The organism is Burkholderia sp. Tr-20355, assembly GCF_017104685.1.
GTDB lineage: Bacteria > Pseudomonadota > Gammaproteobacteria > Burkholderiales > Burkholderiaceae > Burkholderia > Burkholderia seminalis.
In genome coordinates, this window is the sequence record NZ_JAAGPK010000097.1 from 1 (window position 1) to 21,675 (window position 21,675).

The 21,675-nt window shown below is 68.9% G+C and carries 22 protein-coding genes; 12 read left to right on the forward strand and 10 right to left on the reverse strand.

The features are described 5' to 3' along the window. On the reverse strand, positions 1-1,103 hold a 1,103-nt coding region (locus G3N62_RS22515), incomplete at its 3' end, for a succinylglutamate desuccinylase/aspartoacylase family protein (RefSeq protein ID WP_206141300.1). Between the two features lie 65 nt (positions 1,104-1,168). Then, on the reverse strand, positions 1,169-1,942 hold the full coding sequence (locus G3N62_RS22520) for a transporter substrate-binding domain-containing protein (protein ID WP_034187768.1): 774 nt from the start codon (positions 1,940-1,942) through the stop codon (positions 1,169-1,171). Between the two features lie 136 nt (positions 1,943-2,078). Here G3N62_RS22520 and G3N62_RS22525 point away from each other — a divergent pair, with 136 nt between their 5' ends. After that, positions 2,079-2,999 carry a LysR family transcriptional regulator gene (locus tag G3N62_RS22525; RefSeq protein WP_124670362.1) on the forward strand — a complete coding sequence of 307 codons (921 nt, stop codon included), beginning with the start codon at positions 2,079-2,081 and terminating at the stop codon, positions 2,997-2,999. 34 nt (positions 3,000-3,033) lie between these two features. Here G3N62_RS22525 and G3N62_RS22530 read toward each other — a convergent pair whose 3' ends face one another. The 4 genes from G3N62_RS22530 to G3N62_RS22545 form a co-directional block, all read right to left on the reverse strand. Further along, positions 3,034-4,365, reverse strand: a complete 1,332-nt coding sequence (locus G3N62_RS22530) for an MFS transporter (protein ID WP_034187766.1) — start codon at positions 4,363-4,365, stop codon at positions 3,034-3,036. Positions 4,366-4,418: 53 nt separating this feature from the next. Continuing rightward, positions 4,419-5,609 carry a M20 aminoacylase family protein gene (locus G3N62_RS22535; RefSeq protein WP_124670363.1) on the reverse strand — a complete coding sequence of 397 codons (1,191 nt, stop codon included), beginning with the start codon at positions 5,607-5,609 and terminating at the stop codon, positions 4,419-4,421. Positions 5,610-5,843: 234 nt separating this feature from the next. Continuing rightward, a complete protein-coding gene (locus G3N62_RS22540) occupies positions 5,844-6,719 on the reverse strand; it encodes an SDR family NAD(P)-dependent oxidoreductase (RefSeq protein WP_124670364.1) in 876 nt (291 codons plus the stop codon). 168 nt (positions 6,720-6,887) lie between these two features. After that, positions 6,888-7,466 (reverse strand): TetR/AcrR family transcriptional regulator, encoded by a 579-nt coding sequence (locus tag G3N62_RS22545; protein ID WP_034187760.1) that lies wholly within the window; start codon positions 7,464-7,466, stop codon positions 6,888-6,890. Positions 7,467-7,653: 187 nt separating this feature from the next. Here G3N62_RS22545 and zwf point away from each other — a divergent pair, with 187 nt between their 5' ends. Beyond that, complete coding sequence (zwf, locus tag G3N62_RS22550) at positions 7,654-9,129, forward strand: glucose-6-phosphate dehydrogenase (RefSeq protein ID WP_124670365.1); 1,476 nt, start codon at positions 7,654-7,656, stop codon at positions 9,127-9,129. Positions 9,130-9,212: 83 nt separating this feature from the next. Here zwf and G3N62_RS22555 read toward each other — a convergent pair whose 3' ends face one another. Further along, entirely contained in the window at positions 9,213-10,157 is a 945-nt protein-coding gene (locus G3N62_RS22555) for a LysR family transcriptional regulator (protein WP_124670366.1), read from the reverse strand. A gap of 100 nt (positions 10,158-10,257) precedes the next feature. Between G3N62_RS22555 and G3N62_RS22560 the strand changes: the two genes are divergently transcribed. The 6 genes from G3N62_RS22560 (at position 10,258) to G3N62_RS22585 (ending at position 15,620) form a co-directional block, all read left to right on the forward strand. Next, entirely contained in the window at positions 10,258-11,460 is a 1,203-nt protein-coding gene (locus G3N62_RS22560; protein WP_059559000.1) for an MFS transporter, read from the forward strand. A 29-nt stretch (positions 11,461-11,489) separates the two neighbouring features. Then, the gene (locus G3N62_RS22565) at positions 11,490-11,813 is read left to right on the forward strand and encodes a hypothetical protein (RefSeq protein ID WP_034187756.1); all 324 of its coding nucleotides are present in this window, start codon (positions 11,490-11,492) and stop codon (positions 11,811-11,813) included. Between the two features lie 13 nt (positions 11,814-11,826). Then, on the forward strand, positions 11,827-12,777 hold the full coding sequence (locus G3N62_RS22570) for an LLM class oxidoreductase (RefSeq protein ID WP_124670367.1): 951 nt from the start codon (positions 11,827-11,829) through the stop codon (positions 12,775-12,777). A gap of 150 nt (positions 12,778-12,927) precedes the next feature. After that, positions 12,928-13,734, forward strand: a complete 807-nt coding sequence (gene dkgB, locus G3N62_RS22575; protein ID WP_059559003.1) for a 2,5-didehydrogluconate reductase DkgB — start codon at positions 12,928-12,930, stop codon at positions 13,732-13,734. A 65-nt stretch (positions 13,735-13,799) separates the two neighbouring features. Next, on the forward strand, positions 13,800-14,915 hold the full coding sequence (locus G3N62_RS22580; protein WP_059559006.1) for an alkene reductase: 1,116 nt from the start codon (positions 13,800-13,802) through the stop codon (positions 14,913-14,915). Positions 14,916-15,101: 186 nt separating this feature from the next. Then, complete coding sequence (locus tag G3N62_RS22585; protein ID WP_124670368.1) at positions 15,102-15,620, forward strand: DUF3455 domain-containing protein; 519 nt, start codon at positions 15,102-15,104, stop codon at positions 15,618-15,620. A gap of 122 nt (positions 15,621-15,742) precedes the next feature. On the opposite strand, the gene G3N62_RS22590 is transcribed toward G3N62_RS22585, so the two are convergent. Beyond that, entirely contained in the window at positions 15,743-16,408 is a 666-nt protein-coding gene (locus G3N62_RS22590; RefSeq protein WP_124670369.1) for a class I SAM-dependent methyltransferase, read from the reverse strand. Between the two features lie 48 nt (positions 16,409-16,456). On the opposite strand from G3N62_RS22590, the gene G3N62_RS22595 reads away from it, so the two are divergent. The 3 genes from G3N62_RS22595 (at position 16,457) to G3N62_RS22605 (ending at position 19,870) form a co-directional block, all read left to right on the forward strand. After that, positions 16,457-17,134: a TetR family transcriptional regulator gene (locus G3N62_RS22595; RefSeq protein ID WP_049028966.1), complete on the forward strand. Its 678-nt coding sequence runs from the start codon at positions 16,457-16,459 to the stop codon at positions 17,132-17,134. 529 nt (positions 17,135-17,663) lie between these two features. Next, entirely contained in the window at positions 17,664-19,052 is a 1,389-nt protein-coding gene (locus G3N62_RS22600) for an NCS2 family permease (RefSeq protein ID WP_124670370.1), read from the forward strand. A gap of 224 nt (positions 19,053-19,276) precedes the next feature. Then, positions 19,277-19,870, forward strand: a complete 594-nt coding sequence (locus tag G3N62_RS22605) for a hypothetical protein (RefSeq protein ID WP_124608540.1) — start codon at positions 19,277-19,279, stop codon at positions 19,868-19,870. A gap of 9 nt (positions 19,871-19,879) precedes the next feature. Here the strand turns inward: G3N62_RS22605 and G3N62_RS22610 are convergent, their stop codons facing one another. Both G3N62_RS22610 and G3N62_RS22615 read right to left on the reverse strand, forming a co-directional pair. Continuing rightward, positions 19,880-20,281: a CopD family protein gene (locus G3N62_RS22610; RefSeq protein ID WP_034187860.1), complete on the reverse strand. Its 402-nt coding sequence runs from the start codon at positions 20,279-20,281 to the stop codon at positions 19,880-19,882. Next, positions 20,278-20,586, reverse strand: a complete 309-nt coding sequence (locus tag G3N62_RS22615) for a DUF3817 domain-containing protein (RefSeq protein ID WP_124670371.1) — start codon at positions 20,584-20,586, stop codon at positions 20,278-20,280. The genes G3N62_RS22610 and G3N62_RS22615 overlap by 4 nt, the downstream gene beginning before the upstream one ends. Before the next feature lie 106 nt (positions 20,587-20,692). Between G3N62_RS22615 and G3N62_RS22620 the strand changes: the two genes are divergently transcribed. Then, entirely contained in the window at positions 20,693-21,640 is a 948-nt protein-coding gene (locus G3N62_RS22620; RefSeq protein ID WP_059559017.1) for a helix-turn-helix domain-containing protein, read from the forward strand. Positions 21,641-21,675: the final 35 nt, after the last annotated feature.

Here is a 21,675-nt window from a genome sequence, read left to right on the forward strand (position 1 = left end):
CGCATCCCCGTGCGCACCGGCACCGCGCCCGTCACGCGGCCGAGCGGCGCGCCGGCCGTCACGAAGCGGATCGCGCGCCGCATGTAGAACACGCCGTCGGTCGCGCTCGAGATCGTCGTGATCGCATCGGTCAGCGGATCGACGATGTCGAACAGCGGCTCGCCCGCGCGGATCGTCGCGCCGATCGCCGCACGATGCACGAGGATCCCGCTGACCGGCGCGTAGAACTGTTCGCTGCCCGCGAGCGGCGTGGCGGGCGCGGCCAGCGGCGGCAACGGCGTGCGTTCGCCGTGCACCGCGCCACGCCAGACGAGATAGTCGACGAGCGCGTCGGCATCGCGTTGCGCGTATTCATACGTCACGTCGCGCTGGCCGCGGCACTCGACCGTCACGGCCACCGTGCCGGCCGCCATCGGCGTGCCTTCCGGCAGATGCTGGCGCAACCGCGCCCACAGCAGGTGATGCGCATCGTCGAACGCCTGTCCGCCCGAATCCTCGGCGAGCAGCGACGCCTCCGCCCCGAGATAACGCGCCAGCGGCTCGATCTCCGGCCATGCGGTGTCGCTCGTGTACACGTGCATCACCGCTTCGAGCGAACAATGCAGGTCGATCACGACCTCGGCGTCGTGCGACAGCTTCAGCAGCGCAAGCTGCAACGCGTCGAATTCGGTACGCGGTTCGACGGCGTCGAGCGCCGCGCCGACGCATTCGCGCACGATCGCGCGATTGCGCACGCCGTCGTCGCCGAGGCGGTCGCGCGCTTGCGCGGCGATCTCCGCGAGCGGCATGAAGCCGCGATTGAAGTTGCGGCCGCTCGCCAGGTCGAACCGGCCGATGAACTGCCCGAGCAGATGATGATTGAGGCCGACCGGGTTCGACACCGGCACGAGCACGATCTCGGCCGCGAGCCGGCCGTCGGCATCGAGCTGCGCGAGGCGCTGCTTCAGCATGAACGCCGCGAGCATCGCGGGCGTCTCGTCCGCGTGCAGCGCGGCCTGCAGGTAGATCTTGCGGCCGGTGTCGGCCGGCCCGAAATGAAAGCTCGTCAGCGTGCGCTGCGTGCCGATCGACGGCGACAGGAGCGGCGTGGTGCGAATCTGCATCGATGGTCTCGAACGGATGAAAACGGGGGCATCGGAGGGATCGTGGCAACGGGCCTGCGCGGCGCTCAGTCGCCGTACGGGTTGAAATCGAAGTACTGCTTCGCGATCCGGTCGTAGGTGCCGTCCTTCAGCATCGACGCGATCGCGCCGTCGATCGACGCCTTCAGCGCCGTATCGGCTTGCCGCATGCCGATGCCGACGCCGCGATCGCCCATGTCGAGCGGCGCGCCGACGAACGCGAAGCCCTTGCCGCGCGGCTGGCGCAGGAACCCGTAATCGGCCTCCACCGTGCCGAGCAGCGCCGCGTCGAGACGGCCGTTCACGAGATCGGCGAACACGTCGTCCTGGCTCTTGTACGGCACCACGCTCACGCCGGCCGTCGCCCAGTGCGCGAGCGCCCACGATTCGAACTGGGTGCCCGACTGCACGCCGACGCGCTTGCCCGCCAGCGACGCGGCCGTGCCGCCGAGCCCGAGGCCCGGCCGCGCGACGAGCCGCGACTTGAAGCGGAACAGCTTCGACGAGAACAGGATCTGCTTCTCGCGCTTCGCCGTGATCGCCATCGACGACAGGATCGCGTCGATCTTGCGCGCCTGCAGCGCCGGGATCATCCCGGAGAATTCGAGTTCGACCCACTGGCAGCGCAACTGCGCGCGGCGGCAGATCTCGTTGCCGAGATCGACGTCGAAGCCCTTCAGGCTGCCGTCGGGCGCCTTCGCATCCATCGGCGGATAGGTCGGATCGATGCCGAGCCGCACGACGTGCGCGTCGAGCGCGGACGCGGACGTGGCGGCCAGGCCGACGCACAGGGAAACGAGCGGGACGAGGAAACGTTTCATGGTCGACGGAGGGCAGGAAGAGAAACAAGCGGCATCAGCCGGACTGCCTGCGATCGTAGGCGGCACGGGCCGCCGCCGGAACCATCGCCTGCCTTATCATGATCGGTATTTCCGATCACCGGCCTCGCGCGCATCCATGGCGTTCACGCTGTCCCAGCTCCGCATCTTCCAGGCCGTCGTCGAGCACGGCAGCCTGCGCGCCGCCGCACGCGCGCTCGATCTCGCGCAAAGCGGCGTCACGCAACAGCTGCAGAGCCTCGAGGCCACGCTCGGCGCGACGCTGTTCACGCGCACCAATCGCGGCATCGTGCCGACGGCCGTCGGCCAGCGCCTGCTCGCGCGCTCCGGCGCGATCCTCGGTGAATGCGAACAGGTCGAACGGGAAATCCGCCAGTTGAGCGGCGCGTACGAAGGCACCGTCACGCTCGGGCTCGCGACCGAGCCGCTGATCGACGCGTTCGCGCCGGTGCTGAGCGCGTTTCGCGCGCGCTTCGACAAGGTCGACGTGCACCTGCGCAGCGGCACGTCGCGGATGATGGTCGGCTGGTTGCGGGAAAGCGCGGTCGATTTCGCGATCGCGCTGGTCGCGAAGCAGACCGACACGACCGATCTCGCGGTGACGCCGCTGCGTGCGTCGGCGCCGGTGGTCGTCTGCCGCCGCGGGCATCCGGCGATGCACGCGCAATCGCTCGCCGAGCTGGCCGGCTACCCGTGGGTGTCCACGCGCTCGCCGAACCTGAGCGCCGACCCGGTCGTGAACCGCCTGCTCGCGTACTTCGACGCGCACGGCCAGCCGCCGCCGAAGGTGCTCGCCACCGTCGAAGGGATGTTCGAGACGCTGCAGATCGTCACGCAGACCGACTCCCTCGCGCTCGAAACCGAAGCGATCACGCGGCACGGGCCGTTCGCCGGCGCACTCGCGAAAGTGCCCGTGTGCGAGCAGGCCGAAGCGCAGGACATCTGCCTGCTGCAGCGCGCGGCCGTGCCGCTGACGCCGGCCGCGCAGGAACTCGCGGCGATGCTCGCGTCGTACCTGAGGATGGTGCGCGGGCGGTAAGCGCGCGGCACCGCCCCGCCGCCCGCGTCGCGCGTCAGTCCAGCGACTCCCCGGCCGTCTCGCGCAGCATCGCGACCGCGATTAGCGACAGCACCACGCACGCGGCCACGTAGCCGGCCGGCGCGAGCTTGCTGCCGGTCGTCTTCACAAGCCAGGTCGCGATCAGCTGCGCGGTGCCGCCGAAGATCGTCACCGCGAGCGCATACGCGATCGAGATGCCGGTCGCGCGCACGTGGCGCGGCAGCGATTCGCACATCAAGGCCATTTCCGACGCCGAGCCGAGCGAATAGAACAGCAGCATCAGCGCGGTCAGCGGCAGGATCACCGACAGCGTCGGGTGATGGTTCATCAGCCAGAACGCCGGGAACAGCAGCACGACCAGCACGCCGCGGCCGACGAAGATCGGCAGGCGCCGGCTGCCGAGCCGGTCCGACAGCCAGCCGAACAGCGGGCACGTGACCAGCATCACGCAGCCCGACGCGACGCCGACGAACATCGACAGCTTCATCGGCAGGCCGAGCGTGTGGATCGCGTAGGTCGGCATGTAGAACGTCAGGATGTAGGTCGACACCGTGCCGCCCATCACCGTGAGCATCAGCAGCAGCACGGTGCGCGCGTGCTTCGAGAACAGCGCGTGCAGCACGCCGCGCTCGATTCCGTGATGACGGTCGCCGGGCGCGTCGTCCGCGAGCCGGCGGCGCAGGTACATGCCGACCGGCGCGATCAGCACGCCGACGAGGAACGGCAGCCGCCAGCCCCAGCTTTCCAGCGCGTCCTTCGTCATCGTGTTCGACAGCAGCGCCGCGAAGCCCGAGCCCATCAGCGCGGCGCCGCCCTGCGTCGCCAGCTGCCAGCTCGCGCGGAACGCTCGGCGCGACGTGCCGCCGTGTTCGAGCAGCGTCGTGGTCGCCGCGCCGAATTCGCCGCCCTGCGAGAAGCCCTGCAGCAGCCGCGCGAACACGACGAGCAGCGGCGCGGCCACGCCGACCTGCGCATAGGTCGGCGCGATCGCGATCAGGCCGGTGCCGAGCGCCATCAGCATGATCGTCAGGTTCAGCGCCGCCTTGCGCCCCTTGCGGTCCGCATGGATGCCGAGCACGATGCTGCCGAGCGGCCGCGTGAAGAAGCCGGCCGCGAACGTCGCGACCGACAGCAGCAGCGACGTGGTCGAGTCGCTCGACGGGAAGAACAGCTTGCCGATCAGCACCGCGAAGAAGCCGTACACGGTGAAATCGAAGAACTCCAGCCAGTTGCCGATCACGGCCGCGGCGATCGCGCCGCGCCGCGCGACGGCACGCGCGCCGGGCATGCCGGTTTCGGCGGTCCCCGCCGATGCGGGGTGCAGCGCGAGGTGGTCTTTCTGCATCGTTGTCGCCTCTTCTCAATGCGGCCGGAAGCGCCGGCCGCGCGCCGCTGCGATCACTGCCCGAGGTAACGCTCGACGAGACGCGTCCAGTACGCCGCACCGATCGGCAGGTTTCGGTCGTTGAAGTCGTACTTCGGGTTGTGCACCATGCAGCCGTCCTCGCCTTCGCCGTTGCCGAGCCGCACGAACGAGCCCGGCCGCCGCTGCAGCATGAACGCGAAATCCTCGCTGCCCATCAGCAGGTCGGTCTGCTCGACCACCTGCGCGTCACCGACCAGTTCGCGCGCGACCCGCGCGGCGAAATCCGTTTCGGCATCCGTATTGACGACGACCGGGTAGCCTTCGATGTACTCGACATTGGCCGTCGCGCCGTAGCTCGCGGCCTGCGTTTCGGCCAGCTCGGTGATGCGGCGCTTGAGCAGCGCGCGGACATCGGGGCTGAACGAGCGCACGCTGAGTTCGAGGCGCGCGCCGTTCGGGATCACGTTGTTCGCAGTGCCGGCGTGCATCGAGCCGACCGTGACGACCGCCGGCTGCGCCGGGTCGACGTTGCGCGCGACGATCGTCTGCAGCGCCATCACGATGCTCGCCGCGACGACCACCGGGTCGACCGTCAGGTGCGGCCGCGCCGCGTGGCCGCCGACGCCCTCGATCGTGATGATCGCCTTGTCGCCGGCCGACATGAACGGGCCGCGCCGCGTGAGGAACACGCCGGGCGCCGCGCCCGGATGGTTGTGCATGCCGAACACGGCGTCGCACGGGAAGCGCTCGAACAGGCCGTCGTCGATCATCTTCTTCGCGCCGCTGTCGACGCCGTGCTCTTCCGCCGGCTGGAAATACAGGTGCACGGTGCCCGAGAAGTTGCGCGTCTTCGCGAGATGCTGCGCGGCGCCGAGCAGCATCGTCGTGTGGCCGTCGTGGCCGCAGGCGTGCATCTTGCCGTGCGTGCCGCTCGCATACGGCAGGCCGGTCGCCTCGACGATCGGCAGCGCATCCATGTCGGCGCGAATGCCGATGCTGCGCGTCCCGTCGCCCACGCGCAGCGTGCCGACCACCCCCGTCTTGCCGACTCCGCGCGTCACCTGCCAGCCCCATTGCTCGAGCTTGTCCGCGACGAGCGCGGCCGTGTCGTGCTCTTCGTACGCCAGTTCGGGATGGTGATGGATGTGGTGACGGATCTCGCGCAGCCCGCCGGCGGCGGGCATCAGATCCTCGATTTCGGTGAATCGGGTATCGGTGGTCATCAAGAGGGCTCCTGCTGATGTCAGCGTGTCAGCCGCATGCGGGGGCCGCGTGCGGGAAAGCGAGCCACTATATCGAGCCGATATCGATTCAATAAGATGCGGAATTTTTCACCGCGATAAGATTTGTTGATCAGGGTTAATACGGGCATGGGCCCGGCCGTCCTCTCCCCCCGTCACCGGCACAACCTCCATGCCGCACGATGCGAACAGCCGGGCAGCCCCCCGCGGCATCGCTCAGTCGACCGCCTTCAGCGCATCGAGCCCGTCGGGCAGCCTGGCATCCGGAAACATCGTCGACAGCGTCGCATCGCGCCACCGCGCCGCCTCTTCCGCGCGCTGCGTTTCCGCCTGCTCGCACACGTACAGCGCATCGCCGCCGAGCAGCAGACGCAGCGGCACATCGTCGCGGCGCGACAACTCGACGATCAGCGCCGCGATCCGCGCGGGGTCGCCGACCTCGTGGCCGCCATACGTGCCGAGCAACTCGAGAATCCTCCCGACCGACGGCTGGTAATCGGGCAGCAGCTCGTCGATGTCGCGCTTCGCCTGCGCGGCCCATTCGGTACGCATCCCGCCCGGTTCGAGCGTGCACACGCGCACGCCGAACGGCGCGACTTCCTTCGCGAGCACGTCGCTGAACCCGCCGACCGCCCACTTCGCGGCCTGGTACGCGGACAACCCGGGCGTCGACGTGCGCCCGCCGACCGACGACACCTGGAAGATGTGCCCCGCACGCTGCGCACGCAGCGTCGGCAGCACGGCGCGCGTCAGGTTGATCACGCCGAACAGGTTCGTTTCGATCTGATCGCGGAAGTCGTCGGTGCCCATCTGCTCGAATGGCGCCGTATGGCCGTAACCCGCGTTGTTCACCAGCACGTCGATACGGCCGAACGCCGCCTGTGCGGCCGCGACGGCCTGCGCGGCCGCCGCTTCGTCGGTGACGTCGAGTGCGACCGTCAGCAGCCGGTCGCCGTACCGCTCGGCCAGATCGGCCAGCCGCGCCGGATCGCGGGCGCCGGCCACCAGCCGGTCGCCCGCCGCGAGCACCGCTTCCGAAATCGCTCGCCCCAGGCCGCGCGCGGCCCCCGTTACCAACCAGACTTTCGACATGTTCCACTCCTTGATCGTGGTGAAATCACAAAAATGAATGATTACTCACTCATTAATAAGGGCGACGATTCGGTCCTTCATGACCTGCATCACCCTGCCCGAAACGCACCGCCGGCCGCCGCCGCGACACGCGCAACCGCACGCGCCGCCACGACGGCAATCCTTCACTCACACCGCGTGCAGCACGGCCCACAACGCACGAAACCCGGCTTCCCGATAGGCATCCGCCCGTGCCGGATCGCGCGCGATCGACTCCATCGCCGTTTCCGCGATCGACGTAAACAATGCCGCGCAGAACGCATGCGCTTCGTCGCGGTTCAACGCGCCCGACGCGGCAACCTGCTCGCGCAGCAGCGTGCTGATTCCGCCGAAGCCTTCGGCGCCGGCCGCGCGATGCGCGTCGTCGATGCGCCCGCTCACGCCAAGCTGCTGCAGCGCGCGCCGCCCGTCCGGATTCGCGACGCCCCACGACACATAGCCGTTCCACGCATGCCGCACCGCCTGCTCGACCGGCGCGTGTTCCGGAAATCCGGTCATCATCGCTTCACGCATGTCGGCCTTCAGGCTCAGGTACAGCGCGTTCAGCAACGCATCCTTGGTCTCGAAGTACGTGAACACCGTGCCTTCCGCCACGCCGGCGAGCCGCGCGATGCGCGCGGTGGTCGCAGTGGCGCCGTCCTCGGCGAGTGCGCGGGCGGCGGCGGCGAGGATGGCTTCGTGCTTGTCGGGACTGCGCGGTCGAGCCACGTTCGATTCCTTTAATGAGTAAGCACTCAATCATAATCAAGCCTTCATCCGGAACGCAAGCGCTGTTACATCCGGGCGAACGCACACGCGATCCATCAAAACCGTGCACTATTAGGGTTTTGCCGTGCCGGCGCCCGGCGCCCTCGACGTTCGTTTCACGTTCACCGCTTCAAACCGCGAACCTCCCATGACGAATCAGCCTACCCAGACCGCGGCCGACCGGCCCGTCGACATGATCATCTTCGGCGGCGGCGGCGACCTGGCCGCCCGCAAGCTGTTGCCCGCGCTGTACATGGCGCACCTGCACTGCAATCTTCCGCCCGAGACGCGCATCATCGCCGTCGGCCGCCGCGACTGGGGCATCGACGGCTATCGCAAGTTCATGGACGAGCAGTCGCGCCCGTTCATCGACGCGAAGGCGTTCGACGCCGACGCGTGGAGCCGCTTCCTCGATCTCTTCAAGTACGTGCTGATCGACGTGAACGCACCCGACGACTACCAGCGCCTCGCCGAAGCGGCGCGCGGCGAGGCGATCCGCGTGTTCTACCTGTCGACGTCGCCGGAGCTGTTCACGACGATCTGCGACAACCTGTCGGCCGCGCACCTGGTCGACGCGCACTCGCGCGTCGTCCTCGAAAAACCGCTGGGCCACGATCTTGCGTCCGCGAAGGCGATCAACAATGCGGTCGGCAAGCACTTCGAGGAATCGCAGATCTATCGGATCGACCACTATCTCGGCAAGGAAACCGTGCAGAACCTGATGGTCCTGCGCTTCGGCAACCCGATCTTCGGGCCGCTGTGGCAGGCGCCGAACATCCGCAGCGTGCAGATCACGGTGGCGGAGACGGTCGGCGTCGGCAGCCGCGCGGGCTTCTACGACCATACGGGCGCGCTGCGCGACATGGTGCAGAACCACCTGCTGCAGCTGCTGTGCATCGTCGCGATGGAGCCGCCCGTGTCGCTCGACCCGGACGCGGTGCGCGACGAGAAGCTGAAGGTACTGCGCTCGCTGCGGCCGATGTCGCTGTCGGACGTCGCGCGCGACACGGTGCGCGGCCAGTACACGGCCGGTGCGGTCGACGGCCAGCCGGTGAAGGGTTACCTCGAGGAAGACAACGTGCCGGCGGACAGCCGCGCGGAAACCTTCGTCGCGCTGCGCGCGCACATCAACAACTGGCGCTGGGCGAACGTGCCGTTCTTCCTGCGCACCGGCAAGCGGCTGCAGCGCCGCCAGTCGGAAATCGTGGTCGAGTTCGCCGACATGCCGTTCTCGATCATCCCGAACGGCCCGCGCCATTACGGCAACCGCCTCGTGATCCAGCTCCAGCCGGAAGAGTCGATCCAGCTGCAGATGCTCGCGAAGGAACCGGGCAGCGGGATGAACATGGTGCCGGTCAACCTGAACCTCGACCTGCAGCAGGCGATTCCGGAGCGGCGCGCGGAAGCGTACGAACGGCTGCTGATCGACGTGATCCGCGGCCGCCTCACGCACTTCATGCGTCGCGACGAGCTCGAAGCCGCGTGGACGTGGGTCGAGCCGATCCTCGACGGCTGGAAGCAGCTCGGCGACCGGCCGCGCCTCTATACGGCCGGCACGTTCGGGCCGGCCGCTTCGTCGGCGCTGCTCGCGCGCGACGGGATGTCCTGGGCCGAAGAGGCGTAACGGCCGCATGACGGCGTGCCGCCCGCGCGGCACGCCGGATCAATGGGGGCGGCGCCCGCCGTCTTCCCGTCCGCGAGGCGCCGCTACTGCGGCTCCAGCCACGCGGCCTTGCGCCGCGTCGGCGTCCCGCCGCCGCCGCTGCTGCCGCCCAGCACCTCGATCATGTAGTCGACGAACGACGCGATCCGCGACGAGATCGCGGTATTGCGGTAATACACCGCATGGATCGGCTGCTCGACCTCGAGCGTCTGACGCGCGAGCACCTGCACGAGCCGCCCCGCCTCGCGATCCTGCGCGGTCATGAAATCCGACAGGCAGACGACGCCCGCGCCCTCCAGCGCGAGCTGCCGCAGCGTCTCGCCGCTCGACGAACTGACGTCCGGCGCGATGCGGCACGCTTCGCCGTCGGCGCCGAGGATCGGCCACACGTTCAACGACTCGGGCTGCGTGAAGCCGAGCAGCGCGTGCCTGGCGAGCTCCTCGACCTTGCGCGGCTGGCCGTGCGCTTCGATATAGGCGGGGCTCGCCAGAATGCGCAGCCGGCTGTTGCCGATGCGCCGGCTGTGCAGCGTCGAATCCTTCAACCGGCCGATCCGGATCGCGACGTCGGTACGCCGCTCCAGCAGGTCGATGATGCCCTCGTTGCTGTTCAGCTCCAGCTCGACCTTCGGGAAGCGTGCGCGGTAGCCGCGCACGAGCGGCACGATCACGTGCAGCATGAACGGCGTCGCGGCGTCGACGCGCAGGCGCCCGGACGGCATCTCGCGCCGCGCGAGCATCTGCTCCTCCGCATTCTCGACCGATTCGATGATCGCGCGCGCATCCTGCAGGAACGCACGCCCCTCCTCGGTCAGTTCGAGCCGGCGCGTGGTCCGGCGCAGCAGCGTGGTCTTCAGCTTCTCCTCGAGCCGCGCGAGCGTGCGGCTCGTCGCCGACACGGTGAGGTCGAGCTGCTGGGACGCGGCGGTGATCGAGCCGGTGTCGACCACGGCGGCAAAGGCCTGGAGTTCGTCGAGCGTGATCTTCATTGTTGATCTGAAATCAAAACAATTTGGTTTATAGACCAGTTTTTCCGCAAAAGTAAAGTCGGCACACTGCGATCCATCCTTACCGGAACCAGGATCCACCATGCCACTCGCCCTGCTTGCGCTGACCATCAGCGCGTTTGCCATCGGCACGACCGAGTTCGTGATCGTCGGGCTGATCCCGACGATCGGCGCCGATCTCGGCGTCAGCCTGCCGTCGGCCGGCCTGCTCGTCAGCCTCTATGCCCTGAGCGTCGCCATCGGCGCGCCGCTGCTCACCGCGCTCACCGGCCGCGTGCCGCGCAAGACGCTGCTCGCCGGGCTGATGGCCCTCTTCACCGTCGGCAACCTCGTCGCCTGGCAGGCACCGGGCTACGAATCGCTGATCGTCGCGCGCGTCCTCACCGGCCTCGCGCACGGCGTGTTCTTCTCGGTCGGCTCGATCATCGCGACGACGCTCGTGCCGAAGGACAAGGCCGCGAGCGCGATCGCGACGATGTTCAGCGGGATGACCGTCGCGTTCGTCGCCGGTATTCCGCTCGGCACCTTCATCGGCCAGCACTTCGGCTGGCGCGCGACGTTCCTGATCGTCGCGCTGTTCGGCCTCGTCGCGTTCCTCGGCGCAGTCGCCTTCGTGCCGCGCGGGCTGCCGCGGACGCCGCCGGCGCCGCTCGCCCGCCAGCTGCGCGTGCTGGCCCAGCCGCGGCTGCTGCTCGTCTTCGCGATGACGGCCGTCGGCTACGGCGGCTCGCTGATCGCGTTCACGTACATGGCGCCGCTGCTCGAACAGATCGCCGGCTTCACGCCGTCGCAGGTCAGCCTCGTGCTCGTCGGCTACGGCGTGTCGGTCGCGTTCGGCAACGTGTGGGGCGGCAAGCTCGCGGATGCCGTCGGCCCCGTGAAGGCGCTCAAGCGGATCTTCCTGCTGCTCGCGATCGTGCTGCTCGCGCTGACCTTCACGATCCACGTGAAATGGCTCGCGGTGCTGACGATGCTCGCCTGGGGGGCGGTCGCGTTCGGCAACGTGCCGGGGCTGCAGGTGTACGTCGTCAAGCAGGCGCGCCACTTCGCGCCGGACGCCGCCGACGTCGCCTCGGGCTTCAACATCGCCGCGTTCAACCTCGGCGTGGCCGGCGGCTCGTCGCTCGGCGGCCTGATCGTCGCGAACGTCGGCCTCGGCCACACGCCGTGGATCGCCGCCGTCGTCACGCTCGGCGCATTCGCGCTCACCGCGTTGAGCGGCCGCCTCGACCGTCGCCACGGGCTGCCGGAACGCACGGCGGAACCCGTCGAACTCGCCCACTGAACGTCACTTTTTTGCAGGAGTTCACCCGCATGAACGCATCGACCCGACGTCCGCCGTTCGCCGGCAAGACTTTCGAAGTCCGTTACGACGGCCTCACCGCGCTCAACGCGTACGACGAGGACGGCCTCCACATGCGCTACGAGATCACCGAAGGCCCGTACGCGGGCGCGAAGGGGGAAGTCGAATACGCGTGGCAGCCCGTCGCCGGCGAGACCTATGCGATCGCGTGGCAGGAAGCCGACCGCGCGACGGTCGTGCACATCGACGATTTCGCCGCCGGCACGTCGCGCGCGTTCTTCACCGCGCCGTCGCTCGATTTCCACCGCCTCGCAGGCAGCCTGCGCGCGGTCTGAACGGAGCCCGACCATGTCCACCTCACTCGAGAAACTCGCCGACGGCGGCTTCAGCGTCGGCATCGAACTGCCGCTCGACAACGACTGGTCGCCGGCCGGCGACGCGAAGCGCCAGCACCAGGGCCGCCGCCCCGGCGTGCCCGACCTGGAGATCCACGCGGAGCTCGCGCAACTGGCCGACACGCTCGGCTTCCGCGCGCTCTGGGTACGCGACGTGCCGGTATACGACCCGTCGTTCGGCGACGCCGCGCAGGTGTTCGAAACGTTCTCGTATCTCGGCTACCTCGCCGGCATCACGAACGACATCCTGCTCGGCACGGCAGCCGTCGTGCTGCCGCTGCGCGAGCCGCTGCTGACGCTGAAATCGGCCGCGACGATCCAGGAACTGAGCGGCGGCCGCCTGATGCTCGGCGTCGCGAGCGGCGACCGGCCGGTCGAATATCCGCTGTTCGGCCGCGATTTCGCGTCGCGCGGCGCGAATTTCCGCGACCAGATCGCGCTGCTGCGCGACGGCGCGCGCGGCCACCTGCCGCCCGGCCTCGACGTGCTGCCGGTCGCCCGTTCGCCGGTGCCGCTGCTCGTCGCGGGCCTTGCGCAGCAGACGCCCGCGTGGATCGGCGAGCGCATGGACGGCTGCCTCGCGTATCCGGGCACGCCGGCCGACCACGCGCAGCGCGCCGCGAACTGGCGCGCGGTGGCCGGCGACAAGCCGTACGTGAGCTTCATCCATCTCGACCTCGCGGACGATCCGCACGAGCCGCTGCAGCGGCACCGCTTCGGCGCCCGCGCGGGCCGCATCGCGCTGACGGAAGAACTGGCGGCGATGCGCGACGCGGGCGTGCGGCACATTGGCCTGCATTTCCGCCGCAACCGCCGCCCGCTCGACGAGACGATGGCCGAGATCGCATCGGACGTGCTGCCCGTCTTTCATCCGGCGACGAACGTGCAGACGCGCGCCGCATAAGGCCGGCAACGGCCTGCGGCGGGCCCGCCGCAGGACTTATATTTGATTTCAAGTCAAATATCATTGACTTCTATAGGCGTTTATTTCATCAGTCCAAGACGCCAGAATGACGCCTGACCCGTAATCGTTTCACCCTCCCAGGAGCACGTGATGAGCAAGATTCCCGCATTCGGCCTCGGTACCTTCCGCCTGCAAGGCCAGGTTGTCATCGACTCGGTCCGCAACGGCCTCGAAGTCGGCTACCGCGCGATCGACACCGCGCAGATCTACGGCAACGAAGCCGAAGTCGGCGAAGCGATCGCCGCCTCGGGCGTGCGCCGCGAAGACCTGTTCCTGACCACGAAGATCTGGGTCGACAACTACGCGCCGGAAAAGCTGGGCGCAAGCCTGGAAGACAGCCTGCGCAAGCTGCGCACCGACCATGTCGACCTGACGCTGATCCACTGGCCGGCCCCGGGCAACGGCGTATCGATCCAGGCGTTCATGACCGCACTCGCCGACGCCAAGGCGAAAGGCCTCACGCGCCAGATCGGCATCTCGAACTTCAACATCGAACTGACGAAGGAAGCGATCGCGGCCGTCGGCAAGGAGGCGATCGCCACGAACCAGATCGAACTGAGCCCGTACCTGCAGAACCGCAAGCTCGTCGAGTTCCTGAACGGCGAAGGCATCCACGTGACGTCGTACATGACGCTCGCGTATGGCAAGGTGCTCGGCGACCCGGTGCTCGGCGCGATCGCCCGCCGTCACGACGCGACGCCCGCCCAGGTCGCGCTCGCGTGGGCGCTGCGGCTCGGCTACTCGGTGATTCCGTCGTCGACGAAGCGCGAAAACCTCGCAAGCAACCTGCTCGCGCAGACGCTGCGCCTCACCGACGAAGACATGGCGCAGATCGCCGCGCTCGAGCGCAACGGCCGCGAAGTCGACCCGGCCGGCCTCGCGCCGCAGTGGGACTAAGCGCGCCGCCCCGCCTCATCGACCCGTCCGCGGCCAGCCGGCCGCGGCATCCACAGGACACCACCATGACCCAGGACCCGCTTTTTCAACCGCTGCAACTCGGCGCGCTGACGCTGCCGAACCGCATCGTGATGCCGCCGATGACGCGCTCGCGCGCGAGCCAGCCCGGCGACGAAGCCAACGACCTGATGGCCGCGTACTACGCGCAGCGCGCGAGTGCGGGCCTGATCGTCAGCGAAGGCACCTATATCGCGCCGCTCGGCAAGGGCTACGCGTGGACGCCCGGCATTCACACGCCGTCGCAGGTCGCCGGCTGGCGCAAGGTGACCGACGCCGTGCATGCCGCGCACGGCCGCATCTTCGCGCAGCTGTGGCACGTCGGCCGGTTGAGCCATACGAGCCTGCTCGGCGGCGCGCAACCCGTATCGTCGTCGCCGATCCAGGCGAAGGGCGTGAACGTGTTCATCGCCGGTGAAGACGGCAGCACGCCGGGCTTCGTGCAGGCATCCGAGCCGCGCGCGCTGTCGATCGACGAGATCCGCGAGATCGTCGACCAGTACCGCGCCGCCGCGCGCCACGCGATCGAGGCCGGCTTCGACGGCGTCGAGCTGCACGGCGCGAACGGCTACCTCGTGAACCAGTTCATCGATTCGAACGCCAACACGCGCACCGACGCATACGGCGGCTCGCTCGACAACCGGCTGCGCTTCCTGCGCGAAGTCACGCAGGCGCTGATCGACGGCACCGGCGACGCCGCGCGCGTCGGCATCCGCCTCGCGCCGCTGACCACGCTGAACGGTTGCGTCGACGACGATCCGGAAACGACCTATCTCGCGGCCGCGAAGCTGCTCGGCGAACTCGGCGTCGGCTACCTGCACATCGCGGAAGCCGACTGGGACGACGCGCCGCTGATGCCGGTCGCCTTCAAGCAGCAACTGCGTGCCGCCTACCCGGGCGTGCTGATCTACGCCGGCGCGTACACCGCCGAGCGCGCACGCGAGGCGATCGCCGCCGGCTGGGCCGACCTCATTGCGTTCGGCCGCCCGTTCGTCGCGAACCCCGACCTGCCCGAACGCCTGCGCACCGGCGCCGCGCTCGCGCCGCACGACCGCAACACGCTGTTCGGCGGCGGCGCCCGGGGCCTGACCGACTATCCGACGCTCGCGCAAGCCGCGGCCTGACCGCCGTCCTCCACGCAGGTCGACATCGACCCGGTCGCGATCCGCTGATCGCGCCTGCGCCCCCCGACGATCGCGGCCGCTATCGCCGCGATTGTCATTTCCGAATGGCAGCCTGTGCATTCGGCGTCTAACGTTGACAGGATCCCACCCGGACGACCGCCACCCGACCTGAAAGGACGCTCCGCCATGCCAAGCCGTTCCCAGACACGCGACATGCTGCTGGCCCTGACGGCCGGTCTTTCCCTGGCGGCCTTCACCGCACCGGCGCGGGCCGACGACGCTGCCGGCCTCGCGCCGCCGGCGCCGGCCGCGCCGGTACTGTCGACCACCGCGACCGGCGTGCAGATCTATTCGTGCGAATACGATGCCGACCATCGGCTCGCGTGGGCCTTCCAGCGTCCGGAGGCGACGCTGTTCGACGGCGGCGGCACCCTCGTCGTGCAGCATGGCGCGGGGCCGTCGTGGGAGGCGCTCGACGGCAGCCGCATCACCGGCAAGAAACTCGCGGAAGCGCCGAGCGCGAGCCCCGCTAGCATTCCGCAACTGCTGCTCGCGGCGACGCCGGCCGCCACGGGCACGCTTGCCGGCGTGCGCTTCGTGCAGCGGCTCGACACGGCGGGCGGCACGCCGCCGGCCGCATCGTGCCCGACCGAGCACGCGGTCGGGCGCTTCCCGTACTTCGCGCGATACTTGTTCCTGAAGTGATGCGCGCGGCGGCGCGGGCACCGGGCATCACCCGGTACCTTTCACCCTCGCGACCGGTTAATCAGTTTTCCTATCTTTCAGGCCCGGATGCGTGAAACCACCAGCATCTTCGTTCCGGCTGCTCAGCCGATCCGCATCGACAACTCGACGTCGCCGCCGAACGGCACCGACAGATAGCCGTTTTCCGGCGCGCGCACGTACGCGAGGTAGTCGGGGCTGTATTCCGCGTTGTCGGCCACGACGAACGCCCCCGTTCTGAGGTGCGGCTCGACCCGCGCCAGGATTTCCGGATACAGCGCCTTCGCGCCGTCGAGCAGCAACAGGTCGACCGCATCCGGCAGATCGACGGCCAGCGTGCGCAGCGCGTCGCCCTCGCGAATCTCGACGAGATCGGCGAGCCCGGCCGCGGCCAGGTTCGCTTGTGCGCGCACGACCTTCGACGGCTCGAACTCGCTCGTGATCAACCGGCCGCCGCCGTTGTCGCGCAATGCGGCCGCGAGATGCAGCGTCGAGATGCCGAACGACGTGCCGAATTCGACGATCGCCCGCGCGCCGCCGCTGCGCGCGAGCATGTACAGCAGCGAGCCCGTCTCGCGCGACACGGCCAGCGGATAGTCCTTCAGGCGCGCATACAGATCGGCGTAGTCCGTCTTGCTGCGCATCAGCCGCGCTTGCTCGTCGCGCGACACGCTGGCGAAGCCGGGGCTCGTCGCGGGCGACGACGCCTCGGCTTCGTCGAACAGGCGCGCGAGCAGCGACGCCAGCGGGTCGTGAATCAGGGTGGTCATGCGGTTCTCCAGTGTCAGGTTGAGTGCGTCAGTGCGCCCGACTAGAATATGACGAACTATTCATGTTTTGCTATTCGCATTGGCCAACCGCCCATGACCGACCGCCGCAACGCCCCGATCGCCACGCGCAGGCTGCCTCGGCAGGCGCGCTCGACCCGTCTCGTCGAAGACGTTCTCCAGGCCGCTATTCAGGTTTTGGCCGCCGAAGGCGCGCAGCGCTTCACGATGGCGCGCGTCGCCGAGCGCGCCGGCGTGAGCGTCGGCTCGCTGTACCAGTACTTCCCGAACAAGGCGTCCGTGCTGTTCCGGCTGCAGCACGACGAATGGCGGCGGACGTCCGACATGCTGTGCCGGATACTGCAGGACACGCGAAAAACGCCGCCCGAGCGGCTGCGCACGGCCGTCCATGCGTTCATCCGCTCGGAATGCGACGAGGCGGGCATGCGCATCGCACTCGACGACGCCGCGCCGCTCTATCGCGACGCCCCCGAGGCGCAGGCAGTGCGGGCGGAGGGCCACCGGGTCTTCAACGCGTTCATGCGCGAAGCGCTGCCCGGCGTGCCCGACGCCACGCATGCGCTCGCCTGCGAACTGGTCATGACGACGCTCACGTCGGGCGGCAAGACCTTCTCCGAAACCGCGCGCACGCCGGCGGAAATCGACGCCTATTCGGCCGCGATGGCCGACATGTTCTGCGCGTACCTCGCGCATCTCGCGCGCGCCTGACACGACGAGCGCCGAAAGGCGTGCGCGCAAGCCGCGCGCGGCACCGGTATCATCCGGCTGCCGCTGGCGCAGGTCGCGCCGCCCGCCGCCGTTCGCTTGCGCGTGCGCAGCCCCGATGAAAGATACTCGTAATATTCGATACCTCACCCGCTTCCGCCGGGCCCGTCGACCCCGCATTCAAATAGTCGCCTTAACGGATTCGAACTAGGCGTATACACGCGTGTCGCCGCATCGAAGCCCCGTTGCACGCCGATATAAGCGCTGCGACATGCGCTGCATGCTCTTCCCCCGATGGGACGTGATGGGCCGCTCGCCTAACCTTCGCTACGGCAAAGCACACGTGACGGGATCGCCCTCACCACGCGTCGTCCGGCGCGACACCCTCGCGATCGTTTCGATTCGCGCGTAACGACACGCATCACGCGTCATTCGTCCCCACGACGTTGCCGAACAATCCCAACTAGATACGAGACACCCTGACGACGGTTCGCGACGAGCCGTTTCAGCATGCTGATAAAGGAGCAAGCTCATGAGTGATACCCCGGTGCAGCCGACGGTCGACGTCGGCGCGGCAGAAACGGACTTTGGCACCCCGGGAGTCATCGACCGGTACTTCGGCATTTCGTCGCGCGGCAGCACGCAGCGCCGCGAGATCATTGCCGGCGTCACCACCTTCCTCGCGATGGTCTATTCCGTGTTCGTCGTGCCCGGCATGTTCGGCAAGGCCGGCTTCGACACGAGCGCCGTGTTCGTCGCGGTCTGCCTCACCACCGCGTTCGGCTCGCTGCTGATGGGCCTGTGGGCGAAACTGCCGATCGCGATCGGCTGCGCGATCTCGCTGACCGCGTTCACCGCGTTCGGCCTCGTGCTCGGCAAGGGCCTGCATCCGACGGTCGCGCTCGGCGCGGTGTTCCTGATGGGCCTCGTGTTCACCGGCATCTCGGTCACCGGCGTGCGTTCGTGGATCCTGCGCAACCTGCCCGCGGGCGTCGCGCACGGCACGGGCATCGGCATCGGCCTGTTCCTGCTGCTGATCGCGTCGAACGACGTCGGCCTCGTGATCAAGAACCCGGGCACCGGCCTGCCGGTCTCGCTCGGCCAGATCACCGCACTTCCGGTCATCATGTCGATCGTCGGCCTCGCCGCGATCTTCGGCCTCGAGAAGCGCCGCGTGCCGGGCGGCATCCTGCTCGTCGTGATCGCGATCTCGATCTTCGGCCTGATCTTCGATCCGGCCGTGAAGTACCACGGCATCTTCGCGCTGCCGTCGCTGAGCGCACCGGGGCACGAATCGCTGATCGGCGCGATGGACATCAAGGGCGCGCTGTCGATGGCCGTGCTGCCGAGCGTGCTGGCACTCGTGATGACCGCCGTGTTCGACGCGACCGGCACGATCCGCGCGGTCGCCGGGCAGGCCGGCCAGCTCGACGAGAACGGCCGCATCATCAACGGCGGCCGCGCGCTGACGGCCGACTCGATCAGCTCGATCTTCTCCGGTTTCCTCGGCGGCGCGCCGGCGGCGGCCTACATCGAGTCGAGCGTCGGCGTGGCCGCCGGCGCGAAGACGGGCCTGGCAGCCGCCGTGGTCGGCCTGCTGTTCCTCGTCGTGATGTTCTTTTCGCCGCTCGCGGGCCTGGTGCCGTCGTACGCCACCGCACCCGCGCTGATGTACGTCGGCCTGCTGATGCTCGGCAGCGTGAGCAAGCTGCACATGGACGACATGGTCGATGCGATGTCGGGCCTCGTGTGCGCGGTGTTCATCGTGCTGACCGCGAACATCGTGACAGGCATCATGCTCGGCTTCTCGACGCTCGTGATCGGCCGCATCGCGAGCGGCGAATTCCGCAAGCTCAACGTCGGCACCGTGCTCATCGCGGCCGTGCTCGTCGCCTTCTATCTCGGCGGCTGGGCCATCTGACCGCGACACATGCGCGACGTCGCCTGCAGAAGGGCGGCGCGCATCGGGACGACGACGTCTCCTCCACCATCATCGTTGATGGTCTCCAGGCCTGGGAACGCGAGTTTCCAGGCTTTTTTTGCCGGTGCGCGCGACGCGGCGAAGCGCCGCATCGCCGCCGCACTGCCGCCGCGCTGCGAATCCGCCGCCGGTGCTACGATCGCGTTTTGTGTTCCGGAGCAGACATGAACGCGCTCGGCATCGTCTCCGAATCGGACAGCAGGACCTCGGCGCGCAAGCCGCCGTTCATCCCGTCGTTCGGCTTTTACGAAATACACGAATCGAAGCCGATCGATGCCGATCCGGCGCGCATCATCGATGCGGTCTCCGCGATCGACATGCGCACGGATCCGGTCGTCGATACGCTGCTCAGCCTCCGCGAATTCCCGGCCGCGCTTGCCGCCTCGCTGTGCCGCGGCACCACGCGACGCGAACGCGAACGCTTCGGCCTCCATGCATTCACGCCGCTGCATCGCGACGACACGTCGCTGTCGCTCGGCCTCGTCGGCCGCTTCTGGCGTCCCGCGCCCGACGTGCGCGCCATCGCCGATGCCGCCGCCTTCGTCCGGCACGACGACCCGCGCGATGCGAAGCTGGTGCTCCGGTTCGAGGTCGTCGGGCTCGCCTCGGGCGCGCACATGCTGCGCACGGAAACGTTCATCCACTGCCCGAGCGAGCGCACGCGCTGGCTACTCACGCCGTACTGGCTCGCGATCCGGCTGGGGAGCGGCTGGATCCGGCGCCGCACGCTCGCGGCGGTGGAGACGGCGCTGGCCTGAGCCGGCCGGTCAGAACGGCTTGATCACGACCAGCCCGACGACGATCGCAGCCGCGGCCACGACCGCGCCCGCCGCCTGCCCGAGCCACGCCGCCGGCGCGACGGCGAGATCGTCGCGCGCCATGCGCCGCAGCGTGCCGGCCAGCATGCCGTGCAGCGCCGACAGCGCGACGACGACGGCAAGCTTTGCCGACAGCCACGCCGCGCCGAACCAGTGACCGCTCAGCGCGATCGCGATCCCCGTGACCCAGACGATCGCGAGGGCCGGCGCCGTCACCGTGCGATCCCAGCGCCGCACCGCGCGATGCACGGCGAGGTTCGCTATCCGGACACCGACGGACAACATCAGCAGCCCGCCGACGAACGTGACGACAGCCGCCACATGCACGGCCTTCAGCACCAGGTAGATCATCGCGCGTGCCGCCGGCGCGCGATCCATCCCGCACTCGCCAGCCCCGCGAACGGCACGACGGCCGACAGCACGAGTCGCGCGACCTCGCGCCCGCTCCACAGCCCGCTCGAGGCGGTGCCGGAGAGCGCCCATACGTACATCGCGAACGCGATGCCATGCACCGGCCCCATGATCGATACCGCGGCCGGATAACCGGCCAGATGCTTGAGCGGCACGGCGACGCACACCAGCACGACGAGCGTGGCCGCCTCCAGCAACGACAGGTACTGCAGGTTCCGCAACGCGTTGCGATCGTCTTGTGTCATCGGCGGGCTCCAGGTTGATCCGCCGCGATTGTCGCGTGTGGTGCGGGTTCCGGCCATTGGCTAGAATGACATCTTTCAACGGATTCCGGCCAAGGCCGCGAACGCCATGCACACGGTCGCCGTTCTCGCCTTGCCCGATGTCGTCCCGTTCGACCTGGGCATCGCGTGCGACACGTTCGCGCGCGTGCGGTTGCCCGACGGCGCGCCCGCCTACCGCGTACGCGTGTGCAGCGAGCAGCCGCGCGTCGCCGGCGACCTGTTCGAGCTGCGCCCGCCGTTTCGTCTCGACGCGCTGGCCGACGCCGATACGATCATGGTCCCCGGCACGTCCGTGCCGCTCGCGCCGACGCCGCGCCGCGTGCTCGCCGCACTCCGCGAAGCGGCCGCGCGCGGCAGCCGGATCGCGTCGATCTGCAGCGGCGCGTTCGTGCTCGCGGAAGCCGGGCTGCTCGACGGCCTGCGCGCGACGACGCACTGGCTCGCGGCCGCCGAACTCGCACGCCGCCATCCGCACGTCGACGTCGATCCGAACGTGCTGTTCGTCGACAACGGACAGATCCTGACGTCGGCCGGCGCGGCGGCCGGCCTCGACCTGTGCCTGCACATGATCCAGGCCGACTACGGCGCGGCGGTGGCCGTCGACGCCGCACGCAGTGCGGTGGCGCCGCGCGTGCGCGAAGGCGGGCAGGCGCAGTTCATCGCGCCGGAATGGCCTGCCGGCGGCGACGGGCTGCAAGACCTGATGGACTGGCTGCAGGCGAACCTGCGCAAGCCGCTCACGCTCGATGCGATGGCCCGCAAGGCGTCGACGAGCGTACGCACGCTGACGCGGCGCTTCCAGGCGCAGACGGGCACGTCGCCGCGCCAATGGCTGCAGACCGCTCGCGTCCGGCACGCGCAGCAGTTGCTGGAGGTGACGGAGCTGTCGATCGAACATGTCGCGACGGAAGCCGGGTTCGGTTCGGTCACCGCGTTTCGCGAACGGTTCGCGCGCATCGTCGGCACGTCGCCGCAACGCTATCGCCAGACGTTCCGCGCACGCGCCGGCGCATGACGTTCCCCAGGACCGCCATCCGAAGCATGAAACCG

Excerpts from the sequence above, each read along its gene's own strand:
- G3N62_RS22615 (WP_124670371.1), bottom strand. The coding sequence starts at position 20,586 with ATGACACAAGACGATCGCAACGCGTTGCGGAACCTGCAGTACCTGTCG.
- G3N62_RS22580 (WP_059559006.1), top strand. The coding sequence starts at position 13,800 with ATGACCCAGGACCCGCTTTTTCAACCGCTGCAACTCGGCGCGCTGACG.
- G3N62_RS22605 (WP_124608540.1), top strand. The coding sequence starts at position 19,277 with ATGAACGCGCTCGGCATCGTCTCCGAATCGGACAGCAGGACCTCGGCG.
- zwf (WP_124670365.1), top strand. The coding sequence starts at position 7,654 with ATGACGAATCAGCCTACCCAGACCGCGGCCGACCGGCCCGTCGACATG.
- G3N62_RS22620 (WP_059559017.1), top strand. The coding sequence starts at position 20,693 with ATGCACACGGTCGCCGTTCTCGCCTTGCCCGATGTCGTCCCGTTCGAC.
- G3N62_RS22555 (WP_124670366.1), bottom strand. The coding sequence starts at position 10,157 with ATGAAGATCACGCTCGACGAACTCCAGGCCTTTGCCGCCGTGGTCGAC.
- G3N62_RS22540 (WP_124670364.1), bottom strand. The coding sequence starts at position 6,719 with ATGTCGAAAGTCTGGTTGGTAACGGGGGCCGCGCGCGGCCTGGGGCGA.
- dkgB (WP_059559003.1), top strand. The coding sequence starts at position 12,928 with ATGAGCAAGATTCCCGCATTCGGCCTCGGTACCTTCCGCCTGCAAGGC.
- G3N62_RS22590 (WP_124670369.1), bottom strand. The coding sequence starts at position 16,408 with ATGACCACCCTGATTCACGACCCGCTGGCGTCGCTGCTCGCGCGCCTG.
- G3N62_RS22560 (WP_059559000.1), top strand. The coding sequence starts at position 10,258 with ATGCCACTCGCCCTGCTTGCGCTGACCATCAGCGCGTTTGCCATCGGC.
- G3N62_RS22585 (WP_124670368.1), top strand. The coding sequence starts at position 15,102 with ATGCCAAGCCGTTCCCAGACACGCGACATGCTGCTGGCCCTGACGGCC.
- G3N62_RS22610 (WP_034187860.1), bottom strand. The coding sequence starts at position 20,281 with ATGATCTACCTGGTGCTGAAGGCCGTGCATGTGGCGGCTGTCGTCACG.
- G3N62_RS22530 (WP_034187766.1), bottom strand. The coding sequence starts at position 4,365 with ATGCAGAAAGACCACCTCGCGCTGCACCCCGCATCGGCGGGGACCGCC.
- G3N62_RS22570 (WP_124670367.1), top strand. The coding sequence starts at position 11,827 with ATGTCCACCTCACTCGAGAAACTCGCCGACGGCGGCTTCAGCGTCGGC.
- G3N62_RS22535 (WP_124670363.1), bottom strand. The coding sequence starts at position 5,609 with ATGACCACCGATACCCGATTCACCGAAATCGAGGATCTGATGCCCGCC.
- G3N62_RS22565 (WP_034187756.1), top strand. The coding sequence starts at position 11,490 with ATGAACGCATCGACCCGACGTCCGCCGTTCGCCGGCAAGACTTTCGAA.
- G3N62_RS22600 (WP_124670370.1), top strand. The coding sequence starts at position 17,664 with ATGAGTGATACCCCGGTGCAGCCGACGGTCGACGTCGGCGCGGCAGAA.
- G3N62_RS22520 (WP_034187768.1), bottom strand. The coding sequence starts at position 1,942 with ATGAAACGTTTCCTCGTCCCGCTCGTTTCCCTGTGCGTCGGCCTGGCC.
- G3N62_RS22525 (WP_124670362.1), top strand. The coding sequence starts at position 2,079 with ATGGCGTTCACGCTGTCCCAGCTCCGCATCTTCCAGGCCGTCGTCGAG.
- G3N62_RS22595 (WP_049028966.1), top strand. The coding sequence starts at position 16,457 with ATGACGAACTATTCATGTTTTGCTATTCGCATTGGCCAACCGCCCATG.